This window comes from Bacillus sp. UMB0728, from assembly GCF_002858875.1.
Lineage (GTDB): Bacteria > Bacillota > Bacilli > Bacillales > Cytobacillaceae > Bacillus_AB > Bacillus_AB infantis.
The window spans coordinates 40,863-62,323 of record NZ_PKLA01000003.1 but is presented as its reverse complement, the minus strand read 5'-3'; the positions used below and the strand labels follow the sequence as shown (position 1 = coordinate 62,323).

The following is a 21,461-nucleotide window of genomic DNA, read 5'->3' as shown; positions in this document are numbered from 1 at the left end:
ATTGCTTTTGTTAAAGCAGCGAAACGGTGGCCTTTGCTGTTATTGAAATGCCTGCAGCTTTTTATTGCTTTTCTTCAAGCATTTTGTACATGATCCCGTCCCTGACCGTTTTATCGCAATAAACGAAATGGGGAGACCGGACAGTTTCCATCATCTGGCTTACAATCCCAATGGCTGGGAGAATGATATCTCTTCTTTTTTTGGACAACCCCTTTACTTTTGAACGCTCATCTACATTCAAGGAGGAAAGCTCAGAGAAGATGCTGCTGATTTCATGGAGCTTCAATTCAGCACCTCCAAATTTCGCGTTATGTATTCTGGACAGGTTTTTTGCGCTTCCGCCGATTCCGATAATGGGGAGGCCGGCGTTTTTCAGCCAGGGAAGGGTCTGGATGCTGTCCAAAATATAGCGGCGCAATTGAGTTAATTGATTCTCAGTCACTCTTTTTCCCTTAGTATAGGCTTCATGAAGATTGACAGCACCAAACTGAAAACTGTGATAATGAACCATTTCCCTGTTTCTGAAAAGGGTAATTTCCGTGCTTCCGCCGCCGATATCAAGAGTGATCCCCTCAACCGCATTCATTGAATTAACCACACCTAGATAGCCGTAGCGGGCTTCTTCATATCCGCTTATCACAGAAATGGCAATGTCCGTCCGGGCAGCGATTTCAGCCAGAATCTCTTCTTGATTAAGTGAATTGCGGATAACAGCAGTAGCATAGCCGGTGATGCGGCCTGTCCCGTATTTTTCAGCGGTCTTCTGGAATTCCTTAAAGATGGTGATGATAAGCTGGATGCCTTCCTCTGTCAAAAAGCCCTGCTCATTTAAATGATTGATAAGCCTTGCTGCGACCTTGACCCGCTCTACTTCATGAAAAATCCGAAGATCCTCATTGACATTGTAAATGGCCATTTGAATGGAATTGGACCCTAAATCGATCAGGGCTATTGTCTGGTTGTTCAAAAAAAGGACACTCCTTTGATGACTTTTATACATTCAATTTTATATGAAAACACTTAAGTCGAATGTAAAGCTATTGTAAATATACAGTACTGCAGTAGCTTAAACAGCAAAAGGCAGAGTGTAGTCTTTAAAACCAGGATATTTAAGACGCAGCCTATCTTGAGACATTAAATGTGAAAGCATGAATGTATAATTTACAAAACTTAACACTATCACTCTAGTTATTTACATCCTTATTTGCTAATTTTATCCTTGTCGAAGATTGCAGAAGGGGATGTAGAACCATGTACATAAACCATGAGAAACCTGATATTTCTAATTTGGATAATCCTTCCTATTACAATAATCGCGAGCTGAGCTGGCTGGATTTTAATAATAGAGTGCTGGAAGAAGCAGAAGATAATCAAAATGCGTTATTGGAACGATATAAATTCCTTTCTATATTCAGCTCAAATCTGGATGAGTTTTTCATGGTCAGGGTAGCTGGTCTGCTGGATCAGGTAAAAGCCGGTTTCAATAAACCCGAAAACAAAGCTGGGCTGACCCCAAAAGAACAGCTGAGCGCCATTTCTGAAAAAACACATACCCTTGTTAAAAAGCAAGATGAAATATATTGTAATGAGCTTACTCCCCTTTTAACAAAAGAACAGATAGAAATATCCAGAATTAAAGATGTCCCATCAAAGGACTTGGCTTTTCTTGAAAACTTCTTTGAGGCATATGTTTATCCTGTTCTGACTCCCATGGCGATAGATGCTTACCGCCCTTTCCCGATGCTGTTAAACAAATCATTGAATTTAGCTGTGATCATTGAAGAAAAATCGCCGGATAAAAAGAAGCATCTGAGCCTGGATGGAAATCTGGTCATCGTACAGGTACCGTCTGTAATCGACCGCCTGGTGGAGCTGCCTCAGAAAGGGCAGGCCAGGAAGTTTGTGCTCTTGGAAGAGGTTATTATTTATTGCATCCACAAACTGTTTACGGGATATAAAGTGCGCTCTGCCACTCCATTCAGAATTACCCGCAATGCCGATCTCGCCATTCATGAAGACGAAGCGGAAGACCTGCTGCAGGAAATTGAAGAAGAGCTTAAGAAACGGAAAAGAGGTGCAGCGGTCCGGCTGGAATATCAGCAGGCTGAAAACAGCAGTCAGGTCATTGAATTCCTAAGGAAAGAGCTGGAAATACACGGGAAGGATATCTATCCTGTCGAAGCCCCCCTGGATCTGACTTTTCTTTTTTCATTTTGTAAAAAAATCCAGGCAAGCCATGAGCATTTGGCGGCGCAGTCCTTTATTCCCCAGCCTCCGCAGGATTTAGAGGGTGAGGGTGGAATATTTGAGAAAATCCGGAAAAGGGATGCTCTGCTGCATCATCCTTATGAATCTTTTGAACCTGTGGTAGATTTCATGAGGGAAGCCGCAGATGATAAAGATGTACTGGCAATTAAGCAGACTCTTTATCGTGTCAGCGGAGATTCACCGATCATTGAAAGCCTGAAGCGTGCGGCCGAAAATGGGAAGCAGGTGACGGTGCTTGTGGAGCTGAAGGCCCGCTTTGACGAAGAAAATAATGTCCAGTGGGCAAAGGAGCTGGAACAGGCAGGCTGTCATGTCATTTATGGCATGACACTTCTGAAAACGCACAGCAAAATTACATTGGTAATCCGAAGGGAAAAAGGAAATATCCAGAGATATGTCCATTTGGGGACAGGAAACTATAATGATGCGACCGCAAGGATTTATACAGACATGGGGCTGCTTACTTGCAATCATCAGCTTGGAGAAGATGCTATTAACTTTTTCAATTATCTGAGCGGCTATATGGAGAGGCCATCCTATCAACAGTTATCTGTTTCACCTTTCGGCATCAGAGATACTTTCATCAGGCTCATTGATCAGGAGATAGAATTTCACAGGAACTATCAGAATGGAAGAATCATAGCAAAAATGAATTCTCTGACTGACAAGAAAATCATTAAAAAATTGTATGAAGCCTCGATAGCCGGGGTTAAGATAGATCTTATCATCAGGGGGGTCTGCTGCTTAAGGCCCGGCATTGCGGGTGTCAGTGAAAACATCAAGGTCCTTAGCATTGTGGGTACATTCCTTGAACACACCAGAATCTTTTATTTCAATCATCAGCAAGCTAAAAGGGTTTACCTTTCTTCGGCAGACTGGATGACCCGTAATATGGAAAACCGTGTTGAGATTCTTTTTCCCATTCTGGAGGAGCGGCTTAAAGCAAGGATTTATAGTGTACTTGAGGTTATGCTGAAAGATAATTGCAAAGCAAGGGAACAGGACCATGATGGCCGTTATCGCTATGTGGACCGGAAAAGCGGCGAAAACCGTATAAACAGCCAGCAGCTGTTATGTGAAGAAGCTGTCCAGTTTAAGCTTTCGTCGAAGACTGCAGACAGCTATCCACCTGCACATCGTCCACGACCGGCTTCACTTGCAGAATCTTACTTACTGAAGCTGAAGGAGTTTATTCCATTGCTTAACAGATAGAAAAGATTCACCATTATACATGAATAAGGCAGTCGTTTCCCCCTCAGGGTCCTATAATAAAGATGGAAAAAACTTTCAGCGGGGGGATTTTTATGCGTTATGCTTTGCTGATTATGCTTGTGTCTTCCATGTCTGTCCTTTTCATTTGCGGTTATTTCACAGCAGTCATAAAAGTGAAGTACGGGAAAAGCTGGCTTCATGCCGTACCTGCAGCAGTGGCTGTCCTGATGTTCAATATCATTTTTGCACTGGTTGAAATGGCAAAGGCGGGCAGATGGGAGTGAATAGCGAGATTGTCTTACGGGGGCCCGGCCTTTTTGGCACTTGGGCAACATCTATCCTGTAAGCAAGTCTGTCTTTGTGGACGAACCGGCAGGCATCCTTTATAGTAGACGGTATAAATGTTGAAATTGCGTGCGGCTGTTCAGCCGGCGCTTATTATACCAGAGAAGAAAGGGAGTACCATGTCGAAATCCTTTTATCATTTCCTGATGAAATACCGTCATCCTGAGCCAAAGGACAGCATCAGCTCTTTTGCCAATTCCGCGTTTGAAGACCATAGCTTCCCAAAGACATCATTTGATTATGATGAACTCAGCAGCTATCTGGAAATGAATGGCCACTATCTGGACAGCATGGCCATCTTTGATGAAGCCTGGGAGCTTTATCTGGTGTCCGAAACAAAGAGATAAGTTTATTCTTACTGCAAGGGGCTGCTTGATAAGCGGCTCCTTTTCTTATTTTTGAACTTGGCGGCATATGGGCAATTTTGGGACCGAATATCTTCTTCCTGCATATGATATCGTAATTAATACTCACGACGATCATTGAGAGGATGGAGGATATGGAAAAGAAGAAAAAGCCAAGATTTAATATCGGTGATACAGTCGTGATCACGATGTATGGAACAGTCGGCAAAATAACAGATGTTAAATGGCTGGACGGAATGCATGTATATGAAGTGAATAAAAGCGAGGGCCTGTTTATGGAATCCAGCCTTCAGATGCTTTCTGAGTATGAAGGAAATATAATGGAGAAAGAGCATATAGATATTGAATATAAATTTTTGTTCGGCGATCTGGTGCAGGTGAAAGGCTATGGTTCAGACCTGTTTAAGGTGGTGGGGTTCCGGACTGAAATCTGGCGCTATAAGGAGGATGCCTGGGAGGATGTCATTTATGAGCTTTCCAGGATCAATGACGGCGAATGGCTGGAGGCCGGGGAAGAAGAGCTGACCCTGCTTGCGGATGCAGAAAGCGCCGACACTTTCATCCAGAAGCTTGGGCTCCTTTATCTAATCAACAAGCAGCAGAAGCCTGTTAATCTGAAGAAGCAGCAGGGTTCTGTGAAACAGATGGAAAAAGAGTTCCTGGAAAGCCGCAAAGAGAAAAAGCAAATGATTGATGGCCTGCTTGATATATACAATGATTACCGGATCCTCTTCCAGCTGTTCGGCGACGATGAATACAGGCATATCATGCAGGTGATCTTGCGGAAGCTTAAGCATCTGACCGGTGCTGACGGAAAAAAGCATGCCTAGCACTACAAGCCGGAAGCGAGGTATAAATAAGCAAGATAGGGAAGCCCTCCTGCCAGAAGGATCAGGAACATAGATGAGAGTATTTTTTCAAAGAGATTTACAATCATGCTGTTTTCCTGGTTAACATCTTCTTTTACATCATCCACAAACGTTCTGAGCCTATTCATGCCATCCGCCTCCCGACTTTCTGATATAACATTGTATGGCTTGTCCCTGGGAGATATGCTCACAGGTGATAGAATAAAAGTTTTTCTCATATTGTGCATGAAAGTAGGAAAAGCATCATACATTCTGAAAAAGGGGGCGTTGCTGTGAGAGAAATCGAAGTTTTTATAGATACGGAGGAAATAGCAGAGTTTTTCTTTCATGAGCTTGTTAAAAGGGGATACGTTCCTGAGGAGATGGAGCTTGAGGATCTGGCGGATATAACCTTCGAGTATTTGCTGGATAAGTGCATCATTGATGAGGAAATTGAAGAATAATAGATGACGATAAGAGTGGAAGCTGGCGCCGGATAGAGCGCCAGTTTTCTTTATTATGCAGCGATATCCAGAGGTGTTAAGGGATTACTTGATGGGCAATCAAGTCTGCAGCTGAAAGTAAGGCATGCTGCTTTAGAAGCTTCCGCGTTAAATCATAGTCCTTGGTTTCCGGCAAGGCATCCAAATGATAGAGGCAGCTTTCCTGCTCTTTTATAAACCAGTCTGTTTTCCTGGTGAAATAATGCTTCTTGTCCTTCCATGCCTGATCCAGGGCAGGACTGTATAGCATTCCGGATTCTTTACTGGCAGAATATCTGCTGCTCCAATAGTCGGACCGTGAAGCAGTATGGGGAGTTCCCAGGGCGAATTCTTTTATCTTTCTGTGGTGTTTTTTATGGAAAAGGATCTGGTATAGAGATTTGCCTGTGGTTATGCGGGCATCAGCAGATCTGAAATCCACTACAGAGACCCCGAGCAATGCAGAGGTATTTGCCTTCTTCAGCGGGAATACAACTGTTGTGAAACCGAGTTTTTCCTGAAGAAGGAAAGGCAGATCATCCAGTATGCTGGAACCTGAAGTCCTGATGACCCTGTCTTCCAGCATTTTTTGTTCGTTCACGATCATCGCTGCTGTAATCACAGCAGAAGAGCCATGCTCATAAAAATGATCCCAAAAAGGCTTCATCCAGCCTGATACATGAAATTTGGGGAGCAGGTGAAACAGAGGGATTCCCATTCTCCTGCTGTATTCTAAAAGCAGCAGCTGCGGGTACGCATCCTGGAAAATATAAGCATTGCAGCGCTCAAGAAAAAGAAAGTAACGCTCCCGGTCTTCTTCCGTGAGAAAACTGTCCAGATAAGAGCTCTTTATGTCTGTCATATAAAAGCCGCCGTTCCTTGATACCATATGGGCAAGGAATGCCCAGTGGAGATCGGGGTTTCGCCTGTAAAACAAAAGATAGGCTTGTGTTCTCGTAATATTATTGCGGTTATATTTTTCCGTTTCTCTAGAAATAGCCGCTGCAACCTTCTTTTCTTTTTCTGTCAAAATATAAATCGGCGTATCTGTTTTGGCCTGGCGGATTAGTGCCTGTTCAATGCTGGCCATCTCCCGTCCGCTAAGCAAAGTTTTCTCAGGAATGGCAGGCCCGCTGCGGCGATTCAACATATTTCTCAGCCATGCAGGATAAAATTCAGCAAATATTTTCATTTTGCCTCCCCGGATATGAAACTTTATCATCAGCCATACGTATTAAAAAATCATCAGGCTGAAATGAACGCATATCGTTATATTAAATGTATTAAAGTACTTTCGGCTTCATGTATGCTGCTTCAGCAGTCTAATTGAAATAGGGGGAAATAAGATGTCATTCTTTAACAAAGTGCTGGCAAGTGTAGGTGTAGGTTCTGCTTCTGTTGATACGAAATTGGAGCGGGACTCCTTTTATCCGGGTGAAGTGGCCAAGGGTGTCATTGAAATCAGGGGAGGGAAGACAGAGCAGAAAATCGACCAGATTTACCTGGCTCTGAATACAACTTATATTAGAGAGTCAGATGATAAGAAATATACAGCTGCAGGTGTGATCGATAAATACAGGATTGCTGAGACACTGGTGATCCAGCCGAATGAAACGCGGGAAATTCCTTTCTCTATTCAAATCCCTGAGGATTCACCTCTGACATTGGGAAGAACGAAGGTATGGATTTCAACTGGCCTGGACATTAAAAATGCGGTAGATCCCGGCGACAAAGATTATATTTCCATTAAGCCGAACAGGCTCATGGACGGTGTGTTCCAGGCAGTTTCCGATCTTGGCTTCAGGCTCCGGGAAGCAGAATGTGAAGAAGCGCCACGCAGGCTGCGCGGCAGGCTTCCATTCATACAGGAATTTGAGTTCGTTCCGGTTTCAGGGCCCTTCAGGGGCAAGCTTGATGAGCTTGAACTGGTATTCCGTCCTGCCGGCGGCGGCCAGATGGAGCTGATGCTGCAGGTTGACAGGAAAGCAAGGGGGCTCGGAGGTTTCCTTTCAGAAGCATTGGAAATGGATGAAACCAATGTGAGGCTGAGAGTTTCAGATTATGATCTCGCTGGCATCAGACAGCAATTGGAAAGTACCATTGTACGGTATTGCTGAAGAAGAGCTGAGAGGGATCAGAGCTGATATCCCGTATTGAAGGGAACAATGAGTCACCAGAATTTTTGACGTCATACCGTTAAAAAAAGATTGAAAAGGTATTAGAAATGAAATTAGTCCTTTTGTACACCTAAAGTTTAAAAACCAGTTGATTGGAGAGCACGGCACGCAGAATCTTCATAAAATACATGTGCATTTTCTTCGTTCGATGTTCAATTCGGAGAAGAGGATTCAACTTCCCGCGGGAAGCAGCCGCAGGGCTGAGAACCCTCATGAGCGAAGCGAAGAGAGGCTCAGCGCCGCCCCGCGGAAAGCGAAGTGCCTGGAACGGAAATCAACAGCCCCATTAACATCAAAAAACGATGGCAACTTAAACAATATTCCTGCAGTATTTGACGATGACGATGGAAAACCATCGTCTTTTTTATGCAGGAAAACCTTCATTTCTGCTCATGGGTCTACAAAAGAAAAGAGCCGTTCAAAAGTGCTGGCGTATTGTAAGGAACTGTCTGGATAAAGGTCAGAAATGATGCCGTTGACCTTCAGGCGCTGCATGGCTGCAAATTGCTGCTCCTGAGTGACCGTCCACGAATTGACTTTGTACCCAAATGATTTTGCCTGTGTGACAAAGGATTTAGATAAGAATGCATGATGGACAGACAAGAAATCGGCGAAACTTCTGTATGAAGCAAGCTGGAACATATCGAGCGGCTTGCTGACCAGTATTCCTGCCTTAACTTTCGGGGAAAGGGTGCTGAATGTCCGGATATCAGCAATATTGAAAGACTGCACCATTAAGAGATCAGGATCGACGCCTTCCTCAAGTGTTTGGTTCAGCAAGACAGCAACCTCTTTTGCCAGGTTTGCTTCACTTCCTGCCCCCTTCATTTCGATAAGAAGACCGATCTTCCCTCCGAAACGCTGTACCACTTCTTTCAGCAGAGGGATTTTTTCACCTTTATACTGATCGCTGAACCAGGAACCTGCGTCAAGCTCCTTCAGCTGGCTGGCAGACAGCTGTGTTACGAGTCCTTCTCCTCCTGTTGTCCTGCCGACATCTCCATCATGGATGACCACTGGCTGATGGTCGCTGCTAAGCCATACATCCAGCTCAATAAAATCAAAACCTAGTTCATAGGCTTTTTCAAAGGCTGCCATCGTATTTTCAGGAGCAATTTGGACAGCGCCCCGGTGGGCAATGGACTGAAAAGGGGCAAGCGGCTGGAATGCAAAGCTCAGGAAGGATACAAGGATGCCGAGAAGCAGGGATCCTGCAAGTGTGTTTTTTTTACGAAAAGGATAGAAGCATAACTCTTTGCGGTAAAGCCGTTCAAAGGCACTTGATGCCGGCAGATGAAAGAAAATAATGAATAAAAAGTTCCAGAATCGGGAGAAGCAGAAGCAGATTCTTCCTGGAAGGGCAGTTTTCATTGCAATATGGCCCCTCATATCATTTCCCCCTTCGGCAGGCTGGTTTATATATAATATGCGGAAGCAAGCTTGTACGGAAATGGTTTGCGACAGAATTTTCTGAAAAACGATAAAAAAAGAAAATGTTCTTTGAAGGAATCGACAGGACGAAAATGTAATAACAGAAGTAGAAAATATAGAGCTGCTGACGAAAAGGATAGGTCTGGCATAGGGAATTAATAAAGGAGGCTTGCTTCATGCTGAAGGAATTAACGTTGCCGATGTTAAAGCAGAAGGATTATGATGTGACGATTTTCCAGACACCGGAGTTCCGGCAAAAGAAAGGGTATAAGCAGGTGTACAGGCTGCCTATAAAGGGTGCGTCACATGAGGAGTGTCTTGATCACGCTTTCAGGAGTTTCAATGTTCCCGATCGCATGCCGGCTGACTTCAGCGGACGATTTCTGTCAACAGGGGATATTGTCTTTATTGATGAGGGCAGAAGGGGTCAGTTCTACTACCAGCTCAAACCCGGCGGCTGGGCGCAGGTGAACCGGGTGCATATCAGATAGAAAAAAGGATGAGCAGCAGGAGAAAGTCCCCTGCTGCTTTTCCTTTTTATTTTTTTCGTCTTTCGGCAGAATTCTCTTTGCCATGGGCCTCATGTTCAGCCACGATAGCTTCAGGCGGGATATGATTGTTTTTCTTTGGTGAATTGATGCGGCTGCGGTGTTTTTTTCCCACTGGTGCTTCTCCTCCTCTGATATCACATGAACTATTGTTTATGCTTCCTCCGGACTGTTTTGGAGGTATGCGGTTCAGTATTCGAACGTGAAGATGGATTGGTTTCATTCGCGTGCTGGACAGCCTGTCTCAGCTTTTTGCTCATCGGTTCTTGCGGCATGTTTATCCCTCCTTAGGAAAGACTAATATTAGGTTGCCCGGGGCAGAAAAAAACATGCTGGCATCACTTGGTTTTCCAGCATCAGCGGAAATGTGGTATAGTGTGATGTGAAAGCAGTTTCAAACCATGCTTCAGAAAAACATTGGAGGTACAAAACATGAGTGTACATATCGGTGCAGAAGAAAATCAGATTGCAGAGACGGTTCTGCTGCCAGGAGACCCTTTGCGTGCAAAATATATAGCGGAAACATTCCTTGAAGATGCTGAATGCTACAATGAAGTCCGGAACATGTTTGGATATACCGGAACTTATAAAGGAAAAAGGATTTCTGTCCAGGGAACCGGAATGGGGGTTCCTTCCATATCCATTTATATTAATGAACTGATGAACAGCTATAATGTCCAAAACCTGATCAGGGTAGGTACATGCGGCGCCATCCAGAAGGATGTAAAAGTAAGGGATGTTATCCTGGCTATGAGCGCTTCAACTGATTCACAGATGAACCGCCTTACCTTTGGAGGCGTGGATTATGCTCCAACCGCTGATTTTGACCTTTTAAAAAGAGCCTATGATGCAGGTGAGAAAAAAGGCCTGAACCTTAAGGTTGGCAATGTTTTCACAGCAGATATGTTCTATAACGACAATTCAGAGCTGGAAAAATGGGCGAAATACCAAATTCTTGCAATAGAGATGGAGACAGCTGCCCTCTATACCCTTGCAGCAAAATTTGACAGAAAGGCATTGTCAGTCCTTACAGTCAGTGATCATATCCTTACTGGTGAAGAAACTACTTCACAGGAAAGACAGACAACTTTCAACGAAATGATCGAGGTTGCACTGGAAGCTGCGATTAAATAATGGTTAAATACGATGCCCCATGCCGGGCATCTTCTTTTTTTGCTGATATCAATACTATCTATGCTTTCGGATGCAGTGCAAAAAGTGTTAAGATAAACATATTGTGAAATACTAACATTGGTACAACAATAGGACAGGTGAAAGAAATGAAGAAAATAGTGATCATCGCAGCAGCTGTTTTTATCCTCGGGGGATGCAGCAGAATGGAGCCTTTTGTCAGCAAGATTCCCTTTTGGCCTGAAGGCGGGCAGGCTGCGGACAGCCCTTCTGATAAAAACAAAGAGACCAGTGAGGCAGCACCGTCAACGGATGATGGACAGGCTGCAGCTGAGGAGGAAGAAAAGTCTGTCCCGGACGGCCCTGTTCTGGAAGCAGCCTTTTTCAATCAGATAACCGAAACAGAAGGTAAAAAAGTGATTCAAAATCCTGCCAATATCATGGCGCTTGTAAATAAAGAGTTTATGCTGCCCGGCAGCTATATTCCGGAAGATCTTGTCCGTCCAAAAGTTCCATTTTCTTTCGGGGAACAGGATATTGAAAAGAGCTATATCCGCAAGGATGCTGCAGCTCATATGGAAAAGATGTTTGCTGCAGCAAAGCAATCCGGGATTGAATTGTTTGCCGTTTCCGGCTACCGTTCATATGAAAGGCAGGCAGTGATATTGGATGCTGAAATCCAGCGGGCCGGGGAAGAAAAGGCTGTCCAGGCTGTAGCCATGCCCGGCAGCAGCGAACACCAATCCGGCCTGGCGATGGATATATCCAGCAGAAGCGCAAAATTGGAGCTCTCTGAAGCGTTCGGCAACACTGCAGAAGGAAAGTGGCTTGCTGAAAACGCCCATAAATTCGGATTTATCCTGCGTTATCCGAAAGGAAAGGAAAGTATAACAGGCTATCAGTACGAGCCTTGGCATTTCCGCTATGTCGGTCCGGCAGCGGAGGAGATTTATGAGAAAAACCTCACTCTCGAAGAGTATTTCAGCATTGTAAAGAAAATATGATCATCACTCCCTGTTTTTACTTGCCCTGATTGGGGAATAGAATGACTGCAGTACTGACAGAGGGAGGAAGAAAATAATGAATAGAACAACGATGACTGTACCTGAAATGACATGCGATCATTGTGAAGAATCCATAAAGAACGCCCTCCTTTCACTTGACGGAGTTGCCGGGGTGTCAATAGCACTTCAGGGAAAAACAGTAGAGGTCGACTATAATCCTGAGCAGACATCGGAATCTTTAATCAAGGAAGCAATTGAAAATGAAGGGTATGGAATTGCCTGATTGGTTTTTGGGGATGGCATGGAAGCAGGCCATCCCCTTTTAATTGGCCTGTTCAAAAAAGCCATCTTTTATTCATAAATTTTTCCGTTTTTGTACATATTTCTTTGTTAATTTACTTTATAAAATGTTATTCTAATTTTTAAGGGTCTAAGGACTTCCTTATGGAGACGAAAGTGGTGAACAGCTTGGATAATAATCATTTAGACCAGGAAAATTCAGACAAGCAGCCTGAGTCCGGATACATCCGGATGAAGAAGTTTCACTTTGTCATGCTGCTGTTTTTCATAGTGTTCCTGGCAGCGGGGATTACAACCTTCGCGCTGGCATTCGGAGATGAAAAAGCTGTCAGCATCGGCAATGAACGAAACGAATTTGATAAGCTGTATTCTGCTTATGATACATTGAAAGGCAGCTACTACAAAGATGTGGAGCAGAATACGCTCATAAACGGGGCTATTAACGGGATGGTTGAGTCCCTGGAAGATCCCTATTCAGACTATATGAATGAAGAAGAAGCAGCAAGCTTCCACCAGAGCATCTCTTCTTCATTTGAAGGCATAGGTGCAGAGATTCAGGAGCAAAACGGGCAGATCATCATTGTTTCCCCGCTCAAAGGCTCCCCGGCAGAAAAGGCTGGCTTGAAGCCCAATGACAAAGTCCTTTCTGTAGATGGGAAAAGCCTCCAGGGCAAGAGCTCAACAGAAGCAGTAACACTGATACGCGGCAAGAAAGGTACCAAAGTGGAGCTTGAAATCCAGCGCGCAGGTGCTGATGAAGCTACGAAAATAAGCATCACCAGGGATACTATCCCGCTTGAGACCGTTTATGGGGAAATGATGGAGGATGGTATTGCAAAAGTCCAGATCACCACTTTCTCTGAGAACACATCCAAAGAACTCATTGATGTATTGAACGATCTTCAGAAGCAGGGAATGAAAGGCCTTGTCCTTGATTTAAGGCAGAATCCGGGCGGATTGCTGAACCAGGCGATCAGTATTTCCAGCCTGTTTGTGCCGGAAGGAGAAATATTATTCCAGATCGAAGACAGGGAAGGCAATCGGGAAGTGGTAAAATCCAATTCTGAAGGCAGCCCTGACATCCCGCTTGTGGTGGTAATCGACAAAGGCAGTGCGAGTGCTTCGGAAATACTGGCAGCGGCTGTGCACGAGTCTGCAGGTGTCCCTCTTGTTGGTGAGAAGTCATTCGGAAAAGGCACAGTACAGCGTGCAGAAGATTTCACGGATGGATCCAATATGAAATTCACAACGGAGAAATGGCTGACGCCGGAAGCGAACTGGATCCACGAAAAAGGAATCGAGCCTGATTATAAAGCAGAGCTTCCTTCTTATGCATCGCTTCCGTTTATCAATCCTGAAAGCGAACTGAAGGTGTCTTCTTCTTCCGCTGAAGTGAAGGCTGCACAGGAAATGCTCAAGGCACTTGGCTTTGAACCGGGCAGGACAGACGGATTCTTTGATGAAAAAACAAAGCAGGCAGTCATCCAGCTTCAAAAAGCCCATAAACTTGAGCAGACGGGTGTCATTACAGGAGATACCACCGTAAAGATGATGGATCTCTTAAGAGAAAAGCTTCTTAAAAACGATACGCAGATTCAAAAAGCAGTAGAAGTGCTTAAGAAAGAACTGCAGTAAAATATTAAATGGAAAGGACCGGCCTGCTGGCCGGTCCTTTTCATGCTCCCTTAGACGAGCCGGAATTTTACAAATATTAACCAGGAGGTATAGGGCTGCCCTCCGATGCCCGAGAATGAAAGTAAACGAATAATGGAGGCAGGCCAGTGATGAAAAAACTATTGCTTATCATATGCGTCACCATCCAATTGACTGCATGCTCCTTGCCCTTTGACAATGGAGCCGACAAGGCAGCCCCCGGCATACCGGGGACAAGCGGAAAAGAAGATACAGTATACGGACAAGGTGCAACAGACACTACATTCCTCCTGATAGGAATAGACAGCAGGGGAGAAGCACACTCAAGGTCTGATGCAATCATAGCGGCAAGATATATGCCTAAAGAGAAGGAGATCAAGCTGATTTCTTTAATGAGGGACAGCTATGTGGAAATACCGGGCACCGGAAGGCGCACCAAACTTAATCATGCCTATTATGAAGGCGGGAAAGAATTGCTTAAAGAGACAGTTGAGGCGAATTTCGGGCTGGAAATCGACTATACTGCCATCATAGATTTCAAGGGCTTCATTGCTGCAGCAGATCTGATTGCTCCTGAAGGGCTGGAGCTTGAGGTTTCAAAGGAAATGGCAGAGGATATGAAGCTGGATATGCAGCCGGGGAAGCAAACCCTTCATGGAGAAGAAATTTTGTCATATGTCCGCTTCAGACATGACGGAGAAAGTGATTTCGGCCGGGTTGAGCGGCAGCAGGAGGTCTTAGCTGCCCTTAAAAATAAGCTAACTGAAAGATTCAGCAGTATAGAGGGAGTCCTTGATTTCCCGGCGGTCGTTCTTGAGGCAGCCCAGTATATAGAAACGGATATGGATGCCGATGAGGCAGTCCCCTTGGCCGTATCCTATCTGCTCAATTCCGCTGAGAATGTTCAGACATTGAGGATTCCAGTCAGTGACAGCTTTGAAAATAAACTTGTCGATGAAGCAGGAGCAGTGCTTGAAATGGATTTTGAAGAAAATAAACAGGCAATCCAGCAGTTTATTGGAGAAAAACAATAAAGGGCAAGATAATAGACGAGCCATGCCCTTTATACATATCCTGGGTAATCTGCAAGCTAAAATAAGCCTTAACAGCTTTTTTGCTTTCAAACAGGGCAAAGTTTAGGTAACATATGATTGGAGCGTTAACCAATTTTGTCAGGAAGTGAACATGCTGAAATGGTAAATAAAACAGAAGTATATATATTATCGGGATTCCTTGGCAGCGGAAAGACCACTTTATTGAAGAGGCTGCTGCTGCAGGAAAAAAAGGATGGCCGGAAGACAGCTGTTATGATGAATGAGCTTGGAAAGGTATCCATTGATTCGGAAGCTGTTGACGGGGAGGTCCCGTTGAAAGAACTGCTTGGCGGATGCATCTGCTGCAGCATCCAGGATAAACTGGAATCCCAGCTGCAGTCGCTGCTTTTGGATGAGAAACCTGAAGTGATTTATATTGAAACGACCGGCGCTGCCCATCCTGTGGAAGTGCTTGATGCTGTGCTGTCGCCGCTGTTCGCAGATAAACTGCAGGTTAAAGGCATCATGACTGCGATTGACGGGATGAGATGGCTTGCCCGGAAGTCGCTGAGCCCGCAAGTTCAGCAGCTGCTCATAGAGCAGGTGCGGCATGCCGACCTGATTCTGGTGAATAAATCAGATGAAATGAGCAGTTCAGAACAAGCCTCTGCAGTCATGGATATCCAGTCTTTCAACCAGCATGCGGTGCCTATTCTCACCACCTATTCCAAGGTCTCCGCCGAAGCGGTACGGGGGCTTAAGACGAATCGGAAGACCGGGGCTGAAAAAGCCTCCCTCAAGGATCTGAACCTTGGATCCTATGTTCACACCTTCAAGGGCCCGGTCAGCCAGGAAGCATTCGATTCTTTTTTGAGAGAGCTGCCTGATTCGGTCTTTAGAATAAAGGGATATATTAAGTTTTCGGCTGAGGGCTATCCTTTCCTGTTCCAATTTTCTTATGGAATGCCTTTATATATGAAGGAATATATGAATATGCCCCTAAACATGGTATTTATCGGCGAAAATATAGACTGGGAGCAGATCAGCCGGAAATTAAAGGATATGGAGTAAATGATATAATATCACTGAAAGATCATTTAGCCCATATAGGGAAAGGACGATTTTCTTTGAAACAAGCAGCAGAACTGGAAAGAGCATTCCGGACTGTTTTTCGGACTTTAAGGCAGGAAGTGAATAAGCTGATGGGCGATGAAGTCACCAGCAATGAATTCACTGTGCTGAAACTAATAGCAGACGGACCTAAGATGGCTTCTGCCATTTCTAAAGAGCTGAATGTATCGGCAAGCCACATTACGAGCGTAACTGATTCTCTTGTCAGGAAAGGCTATATGACCAGAAGCCGTTCCGAAAACGACCGGAGAGTGGTGGAATTGGTGCTTACAGGAACCGGCCAGGAACTTGTTGAAAAACTGGAGGAAAAAAAATCTGCCTATTTGCAGGCAAAGTTCCGCTCTTTTACTGAAGAAGAGCTGGATCAGCTGGTAAAGCTGTTTCAAAAACTTATGTAATGATTTATATGAGCCCTGCGCGCGCCCGCCAGGCTCTTTTTTTGTTTCATTTTAAACTGTCAGGATGCGGCGCCGCGCATAAAAGAAGGCTTGTGTGGGACACTTTTCATTGAGGGCCGCATGACCCATCCTACAAAGAGAGAAATCGAGTGATGATGATGAAGTTCTTAAAACAGCCGGCAGTCCTTATTCTCGCCAGCTTTCTTCTTCAGGGATCCATTTTTTATGCTGATGCATCCGGCAGGCCAGCTCCACTGGATTGGTCAGAAGTCAATGAGCTGCTTCCAAGATTCAGCACATTTACTGTTGAGGATGTTGAAACGGGAAAGAATTTTAAAGTGCAGCGAAGGGCAGGAAGCCGCCACGCAGATGTCCAGCCCTTGACGGCGAAGGATACAGCCGTGATGAAGGAAATTTATGATGGAAAGTGGAGCTGGAGGCGGAGAGCCATCATTGTAAAATCCGGAAAATTGAGAATAGCGGCTTCAATGCATGGGATGCCCCATGGAGCCGGGGCACTTGCCAATAATTTTCCCGGCCACTTCTGCATTCATTTTAACGGAAGCACCACTCATCGAAGAGATGAGATGGACTTATCTCATAAATTGATGATTTTGAAGTCTGCAGGCGAACTGGAGGCATACACCGGAAATGCAGGACCGGAAGAAGCAGCTTCAGCATTCATTGCAGGTCTGAAGCAGCAGGACGAAGATATTGCGGGCATGCTTTCTCTGCAAAAGCTGCCATGGAAAAAAATCCTCCCGGCTATTGAAAATGTTCAGCTGGAAAGTGCTTCCGGCGGCTTCAGCATGGAAGAAAAGCAGAACCAGCTTGTGGATGTTTCCGTTGAAGTTGTCTGGTATATAAAAAATGAAGGAAAAAGGCATTACAAAGGAAAAATCGAAATGATAAAAATGTCAGCTTTCGACGGCTGGAAAGTAAACGCGCAAAAATTCCTGGAAGAAAACCGCCTATTCGAAAGATAAGCGGTTTTCTCTTTCCGCAGCAATAAAAGCAAAAAGGGATGCTATGGCATCCCCCATTCTTATTTCATCTCTCCAAACTTCGCAAATGTCTTCTCATCCTCTACCAGCCCGCAGGCTGCGCACTGCACCCTGACTTCAGGCCCTTTATAAGCCATATGGAAAGGGCTCAGCTGTTCTTCAGCGTATTCTTCCAAGACAATGCCCGAGCCGGGATCAAGCTTTACTGGCTGTGCTACCTGCCTGATGATATTGAATCTGCTTCTATTGGTTTTGCAGTTCGGGCAGCGGTAAGGTGTCCCCATGAACATCCTCCTTTCATTCTTCCTGCAGATTTGCCGGTGAACGTATTTTTTGCCATTGCAGTCTTCTTTATGCATATATAGTAGGGGTATACTAGAAACGATGGTAAGACACAGGCAAGGAGAGATAGAAGATGAATAATGATTATGCTTATTTGCTTGGCCAGTACAGGCAGCTTTGGAACAACCGCAGGCTTGAAGGTACCGGCTCAGCGGAGGATATCTTAAAGGACGCAATCCGGAGAGAGCTGAAAGATGAAAATGCCCATCCGCGTGCCAGAAAGCGGGTGGCGGAAAAGTTCTACCTGGCAGTTAAGAGGCTAACTGACTCTGATATGCCCAATGAAGATAAACTTTTTCTGATAGACATGCATTGTCAGGTGTATGAACAGATCAGATCTTAAGTTTTTTAGCGGCATATGCCCTGCTGTCGAGAATGATCTAAAAATATGATCAATAACTTTTCACAAATATTTCACAGTACAAGGATATAATCTTCTTATACATAGCAGAAAAGGGGAACAATCATGAGGGCAATTGCACTTACGCTGGGATATGCGTGCATGCTGCTGATGCTGGCAGCCTGCAGCTCTGAACAATATCCGCCAATTGCAAAGGACAAAATGGTGGCGGCAACCGTCAACATCAAAGATATGTCTTTGACCTTCATTGATTTGGATATATTGGATGAAGCGGCGACATGGGATTTACAGAAGCCTTATACAGGCGGCTTAATCCTCCCTGATGGAGATTCCTTGTTATTGTACGGCAAACAGCTGGATACCGTTGATTTATATTCATTAGAAAAAGGGGAAAAGATCGGTGAATGGCCGGCAGGTACCGGAATAGTCAATGGCAGGCTCCTTGCAGGCAGGCAGGAAATTGCTTTTGCAGACCAGGAAAAAGATCAAGTCAGGTTCTATGATTTGAATGGTAAGGAAACAGGAGCTGTTAAGACAGAAGCCGATCCCTTGACCATCCTCGAAGAAAAGGAAAAAGGGAGACTATTTGTCTCAAGCTTCAAGCAGGAAATCATGACTGTCATAGATATAAATCAAGGCAGAAAGATATCATCTTTCAAAATCCATCCTTCTGCAGCAGGAGCCCTGATCAGGGAAGAAGAGGGAGAACTTTGGATAGGCGGCCATGGAGAAGGGGCAGAAGCTGAGAAAGACATCCATGTTTACAGTCTGGAAACAGGCAGGCTGGCAAAAACGATTCCTGCCCCAACGATGCCGATAGGCTTTGCAGAGCTGAAAGGATCTATTTTTGCTCTCAGCCACGGCTCCAGTACACTTTATAAGGTGGACGGCGGCGGTAAAGAGGCAGGCAGCATCCAGGTCGGAGCCAATCCTTTTGAAATGCTTCCTTTCGGAGAGTATCTGATTATTGCGGGCTATGACAGCAATGATGTCCATCTGATTGATCCGGGACCGCTTCAGGTCATAAAGACGATCAAAACAGGAGAAGGGCCATTCCAGATCATACTCCGGGGGGATGTTGGAAATGAATGATTTAGAAATATTGATTGTGGATGATGAAGAAGATATGCGTCACCTGATCGGGATGTATTTGGAAAATGCCGGCTTCAGCTGCCGTTATGCTGCAGGAGGAAAAGAAACGCTGGAAGAAATACAAAAAAATCTTCCTGACCTCATTCTTTTGGATATCATGATGCCAGGTGAAGATGGATTCTCAGTGTGTGAGAGGGTGCGTGCCCAATATGAAGTACCTGTCATTTTTTTATCTGCAAAAGGGGAAGAGTGGGATAAGGTCAAAGGACTGCAGATCGGGGGAGATGATTATATCGTCAAGCCTTTCAGCCCTGGGGAACTGACTGCCCGCATACATGCAGTCCTGAGGAGGAGCGGCAGCATCAGCGGCGCAGATTCAAATATAACCTCCGCCGGAAAAATAACGATAGACAAAAAGGCGCGGAGCGTGAAGGTGGAAGGCAGCTATATCATGCTCACACTCAAAGAATATGAACTGCTGATGTTCTTTATCGGCCACCAGTCCCATGCGCTGAGCAGGGAACAGCTTTTAGAGCAGATATGGGGAATGGATTATCTGGGGAGCTTAAGGACGGTGGATACCCACATTAAAACACTAAGAATGAAGCTTGGTGCAGGAGATTATATAAAGACGGTCTGGGGAATCGGCTATAAGTTTGAGGTGCCCCTCGAATGAAATACTTCTCAGGCAGCCTGGCAAGGAAAATCTGGCTGGCGATCATGGCCGCTATTGTCATCACCATCGTTTACTCATATTTTTTGTCCTATTTGTTTTATGAAAACCTTTATGTCTCACATATTGAGGAAGAGCTGCTGCAAGAGGGCGGGCGCCTGGCCTCGCAGTACAGTTCAGGCCCGATTACCGAACAATATAAAGAAAAAGTGGAATGGTATAACCAGGTATCTGATGCGGAAGTCTTTGCTGTCAGCAATCCGAGGGAGCTGAGCGCCTGCCTCCCATTTGATATTGATTATGACACGCTGATCGGCCCTGAAGAAAGAGAACGGCTTCTTAAAGGAGACCATATCCTTAAAACCGGGTATGAGGAGCGGTTCGGCAGAAGAATCATGGGAGTTATTATTCCCTTGCTTGACGAAAACAGACTTGAAGGTATTTTATACTTATATATCCCGGTGGAAAATATCTCAGAAGTCACAAAGGATTTTGCCTACTGGTGGGTAGCGGCTGCTTTGCTGTTTCTTGGAGCTGCCTTCATCTTCGGGACAAAAATAATCAGTAAGCTGACACACCCGCTTGCAGATATAAAAAAGGCAGCGGAAAGAGTGTCTTCAGGAGATTATTCAAGCAGGGTCCAGATTCAATCCGAAGACGAAATAGGGCGCCTTGCCAGGGCATTCAATCAGATGTCATCCTCCATCCAGAAGGAAGATGAAAGAAAGAAGGAGTTTCTGGCTGATATTTCTCATGAGCTCAGGACACCTATCAGCTATATTAAGGGCTATAGTGATGCAATATTAAAAGGGATTGCGGATAAAGATGATAAGTATCTTCATCTTATCAATAGAGAATCGGTCAGGATGGAAAGGCTTGTCGGAGACCTGCTTGATTTATCGAGGCTGGACACCGATGAGTACCAGCTGGTCAGAATGCCTCTTCCCCTTGCTCAGGTCATTGAAGATAGCCTGGTGCGGTATACCCCAGCTTTGAGGGAAAAGAAAGTAGAGCTGCGGACAATGCTTGATCCGGACATCATTATAATGGGTGATGAAGGAAGAATCGGGCAGATCGTGCAGAATATCATGGACAATAGCATCCGATATACAGGTAAAGGCTACATTGAAATTACCCTGAAAGCTTCCAATAGGGACTGCATTCTTACAATAATTGATACAGGAAGCGGAATCCCGCCGGAAGATCTTGAAAGTATCAAGCAGAGGTTCTACCGGGTCAATAAAGCCCGAACCCGGGATGATGGCGGCACTGGACTCGGCCTTGCCATTGCAGAAAAGCTCATCCAGCTGCATCATGGATCCATATCAATAGCGAGCAGTCCAGGAGAAGGGACAACGGTAACCATAACATTGCCAATGCTAAAGGATTAAATTGGAAACCCGGGATATTTCCGGGTTTTTTCAATTTAAATCATACGAATTTCTTTTCACATTTGTCATTCCCGTGTAATAAAAGTAAACAAAGGATGACCCCTGAAAATGTGTCAATAAGACTTCTTTATCATATGTTTGGAAAAAAGACATGTTCACTTCCACTTTACCAATTATTATCCATACAATAATATTCCAGCCATTAAACCTAAGATATCTTGATATAACAGGCTTTTCCTGCTTAATTAGTCCCAAAGTCAGTATGTGCAGC

26 protein-coding genes are annotated in these 21,461 nt (G+C 44.8%); 19 read left to right on the top strand and 7 right to left on the bottom strand.

The window, feature by feature from the left end:
• Positions 1-61: 61 nt before the first annotated feature.
• Positions 62-967, bottom strand: a complete 906-nt coding sequence (locus CYJ37_RS11105) for a Ppx/GppA phosphatase family protein (RefSeq protein WP_257964221.1) — start codon at positions 965-967, stop codon at positions 62-64.
• 284 nt (positions 968-1,251) lie between these two features.
• Here CYJ37_RS11105 and CYJ37_RS11100 point away from each other — a divergent pair, with 284 nt between their 5' ends.
• The 4 genes from CYJ37_RS11100 (at position 1,252) to CYJ37_RS11085 (ending at position 5,020) form a co-directional block, all read left to right on the top strand.
• Positions 1,252-3,480, top strand: coding sequence for an RNA degradosome polyphosphate kinase (locus CYJ37_RS11100; protein WP_263625756.1), 2,229 nt, complete (start codon positions 1,252-1,254; stop codon positions 3,478-3,480).
• A 92-nt stretch (positions 3,481-3,572) separates the two neighbouring features.
• On the top strand, positions 3,573-3,764 hold the full coding sequence (locus tag CYJ37_RS11095; RefSeq protein ID WP_035403356.1) for a hypothetical protein: 192 nt from the start codon (positions 3,573-3,575) through the stop codon (positions 3,762-3,764).
• 180 nt (positions 3,765-3,944) lie between these two features.
• Positions 3,945-4,172 carry a YozE family protein gene (locus CYJ37_RS11090; RefSeq protein WP_022544087.1) on the top strand — a complete coding sequence of 76 codons (228 nt, stop codon included), beginning with the start codon at positions 3,945-3,947 and terminating at the stop codon, positions 4,170-4,172.
• A gap of 152 nt (positions 4,173-4,324) precedes the next feature.
• On the top strand, positions 4,325-5,020 hold the full coding sequence (locus CYJ37_RS11085) for a hypothetical protein (RefSeq protein ID WP_022544086.1): 696 nt from the start codon (positions 4,325-4,327) through the stop codon (positions 5,018-5,020).
• Positions 5,021-5,022: 2 nt separating this feature from the next.
• Here the strand turns inward: CYJ37_RS11085 and CYJ37_RS27150 are convergent, their stop codons facing one another.
• Entirely contained in the window at positions 5,023-5,187 is a 165-nt protein-coding gene (locus CYJ37_RS27150) for a hypothetical protein (protein ID WP_022544085.1), read from the bottom strand.
• Between the two features lie 144 nt (positions 5,188-5,331).
• Between CYJ37_RS27150 and CYJ37_RS11080 the strand changes: the two genes are divergently transcribed.
• Positions 5,332-5,502, top strand: a complete 171-nt coding sequence (locus CYJ37_RS11080; RefSeq protein WP_009795467.1) for a YozD family protein — start codon at positions 5,332-5,334, stop codon at positions 5,500-5,502.
• Positions 5,503-5,578: 76 nt separating this feature from the next.
• On the opposite strand, the gene CYJ37_RS11075 is transcribed toward CYJ37_RS11080, so the two are convergent.
• A complete protein-coding gene (locus tag CYJ37_RS11075) occupies positions 5,579-6,712 on the bottom strand; it encodes a DUF2515 domain-containing protein (protein WP_094767221.1) in 1,134 nt (377 codons plus the stop codon).
• A gap of 154 nt (positions 6,713-6,866) precedes the next feature.
• Between CYJ37_RS11075 and CYJ37_RS11070 the strand changes: the two genes are divergently transcribed.
• Positions 6,867-7,637, top strand: a complete 771-nt coding sequence (locus CYJ37_RS11070) for a sporulation protein (RefSeq protein ID WP_009795469.1) — start codon at positions 6,867-6,869, stop codon at positions 7,635-7,637.
• Positions 7,638-8,087: 450 nt separating this feature from the next.
• On the opposite strand, the gene CYJ37_RS11060 is transcribed toward CYJ37_RS11070, so the two are convergent.
• A complete protein-coding gene (locus CYJ37_RS11060; protein ID WP_009795470.1) occupies positions 8,088-9,086 on the bottom strand; it encodes a glycerophosphodiester phosphodiesterase in 999 nt (332 codons plus the stop codon).
• 218 nt (positions 9,087-9,304) lie between these two features.
• On the opposite strand from CYJ37_RS11060, the gene CYJ37_RS11055 reads away from it, so the two are divergent.
• On the top strand, positions 9,305-9,619 hold the full coding sequence (locus CYJ37_RS11055) for a YodL domain-containing protein (RefSeq protein ID WP_009795472.1): 315 nt from the start codon (positions 9,305-9,307) through the stop codon (positions 9,617-9,619).
• Positions 9,620-9,665: 46 nt separating this feature from the next.
• On the opposite strand, the gene CYJ37_RS27740 is transcribed toward CYJ37_RS11055, so the two are convergent.
• Both CYJ37_RS27740 and CYJ37_RS27735 read right to left on the bottom strand, forming a co-directional pair.
• The gene (locus CYJ37_RS27740; protein ID WP_009795473.1) at positions 9,666-9,791 is read right to left on the bottom strand and encodes a hypothetical protein; all 126 of its coding nucleotides are present in this window, start codon (positions 9,789-9,791) and stop codon (positions 9,666-9,668) included.
• Between the two features lie 31 nt (positions 9,792-9,822).
• On the bottom strand, positions 9,823-9,951 hold the full coding sequence (locus tag CYJ37_RS27735) for a hypothetical protein (RefSeq protein WP_009795474.1): 129 nt from the start codon (positions 9,949-9,951) through the stop codon (positions 9,823-9,825).
• A 157-nt stretch (positions 9,952-10,108) separates the two neighbouring features.
• Here CYJ37_RS27735 and deoD point away from each other — a divergent pair, with 157 nt between their 5' ends.
• The 8 genes from deoD to CYJ37_RS11015 all read left to right on the top strand — a co-directional run bounded on the left by deoD (position 10,109) and on the right by CYJ37_RS11015 (position 17,313).
• Positions 10,109-10,810 carry a purine-nucleoside phosphorylase gene (deoD, locus tag CYJ37_RS11050; protein ID WP_009795475.1) on the top strand — a complete coding sequence of 234 codons (702 nt, stop codon included), beginning with the start codon at positions 10,109-10,111 and terminating at the stop codon, positions 10,808-10,810.
• 146 nt (positions 10,811-10,956) lie between these two features.
• The gene (locus CYJ37_RS11045) at positions 10,957-11,811 is read left to right on the top strand and encodes a M15 family metallopeptidase (RefSeq protein ID WP_022544083.1); all 855 of its coding nucleotides are present in this window, start codon (positions 10,957-10,959) and stop codon (positions 11,809-11,811) included.
• A gap of 76 nt (positions 11,812-11,887) precedes the next feature.
• Positions 11,888-12,094: a heavy-metal-associated domain-containing protein gene (locus CYJ37_RS11040; protein WP_022544082.1), complete on the top strand. Its 207-nt coding sequence runs from the start codon at positions 11,888-11,890 to the stop codon at positions 12,092-12,094.
• Positions 12,095-12,255: 161 nt separating this feature from the next.
• Positions 12,256-13,746 (top strand): S41 family peptidase, encoded by a 1,491-nt coding sequence (locus CYJ37_RS11035; RefSeq protein ID WP_101549747.1) that lies wholly within the window; start codon positions 12,256-12,258, stop codon positions 13,744-13,746.
• Between the two features lie 149 nt (positions 13,747-13,895).
• Positions 13,896-14,798, top strand: a complete 903-nt coding sequence (locus CYJ37_RS11030; RefSeq protein WP_094767226.1) for an LCP family protein — start codon at positions 13,896-13,898, stop codon at positions 14,796-14,798.
• 159 nt (positions 14,799-14,957) lie between these two features.
• On the top strand, positions 14,958-15,869 hold the full coding sequence (locus CYJ37_RS11025; RefSeq protein WP_035403367.1) for a CobW family GTP-binding protein: 912 nt from the start codon (positions 14,958-14,960) through the stop codon (positions 15,867-15,869).
• Between the two features lie 56 nt (positions 15,870-15,925).
• A complete protein-coding gene (locus CYJ37_RS11020; RefSeq protein WP_009795483.1) occupies positions 15,926-16,327 on the top strand; it encodes a MarR family winged helix-turn-helix transcriptional regulator in 402 nt (133 codons plus the stop codon).
• A gap of 152 nt (positions 16,328-16,479) precedes the next feature.
• On the top strand, positions 16,480-17,313 hold the full coding sequence (locus tag CYJ37_RS11015) for a hypothetical protein (RefSeq protein ID WP_180827364.1): 834 nt from the start codon (positions 16,480-16,482) through the stop codon (positions 17,311-17,313).
• Between the two features lie 59 nt (positions 17,314-17,372).
• Here the strand turns inward: CYJ37_RS11015 and CYJ37_RS11010 are convergent, their stop codons facing one another.
• Positions 17,373-17,615 (bottom strand): hypothetical protein, encoded by a 243-nt coding sequence (locus CYJ37_RS11010; protein WP_022544079.1) that lies wholly within the window; start codon positions 17,613-17,615, stop codon positions 17,373-17,375.
• A 131-nt stretch (positions 17,616-17,746) separates the two neighbouring features.
• Between CYJ37_RS11010 and CYJ37_RS11005 the strand changes: the two genes are divergently transcribed.
• The 4 genes from CYJ37_RS11005 (at position 17,747) to CYJ37_RS10990 (ending at position 21,190) form a co-directional block, all read left to right on the top strand.
• Positions 17,747-18,016: a hypothetical protein gene (locus CYJ37_RS11005; protein WP_101549744.1), complete on the top strand. Its 270-nt coding sequence runs from the start codon at positions 17,747-17,749 to the stop codon at positions 18,014-18,016.
• Between the two features lie 123 nt (positions 18,017-18,139).
• Positions 18,140-19,126 carry a YncE family protein gene (locus tag CYJ37_RS11000; RefSeq protein WP_101549742.1) on the top strand — a complete coding sequence of 329 codons (987 nt, stop codon included), beginning with the start codon at positions 18,140-18,142 and terminating at the stop codon, positions 19,124-19,126.
• On the top strand, positions 19,119-19,802 hold the full coding sequence (locus tag CYJ37_RS10995) for a response regulator transcription factor (protein WP_022544077.1): 684 nt from the start codon (positions 19,119-19,121) through the stop codon (positions 19,800-19,802). Before CYJ37_RS11000 ends, CYJ37_RS10995 begins: the two co-directional genes overlap by 8 nt.
• The gene (locus CYJ37_RS10990) at positions 19,799-21,190 is read left to right on the top strand and encodes a sensor histidine kinase (RefSeq protein ID WP_101549740.1); all 1,392 of its coding nucleotides are present in this window, start codon (positions 19,799-19,801) and stop codon (positions 21,188-21,190) included. The genes CYJ37_RS10995 and CYJ37_RS10990 overlap by 4 nt, the downstream gene beginning before the upstream one ends.
• Positions 21,191-21,461 lie beyond the last annotated feature (271 nt).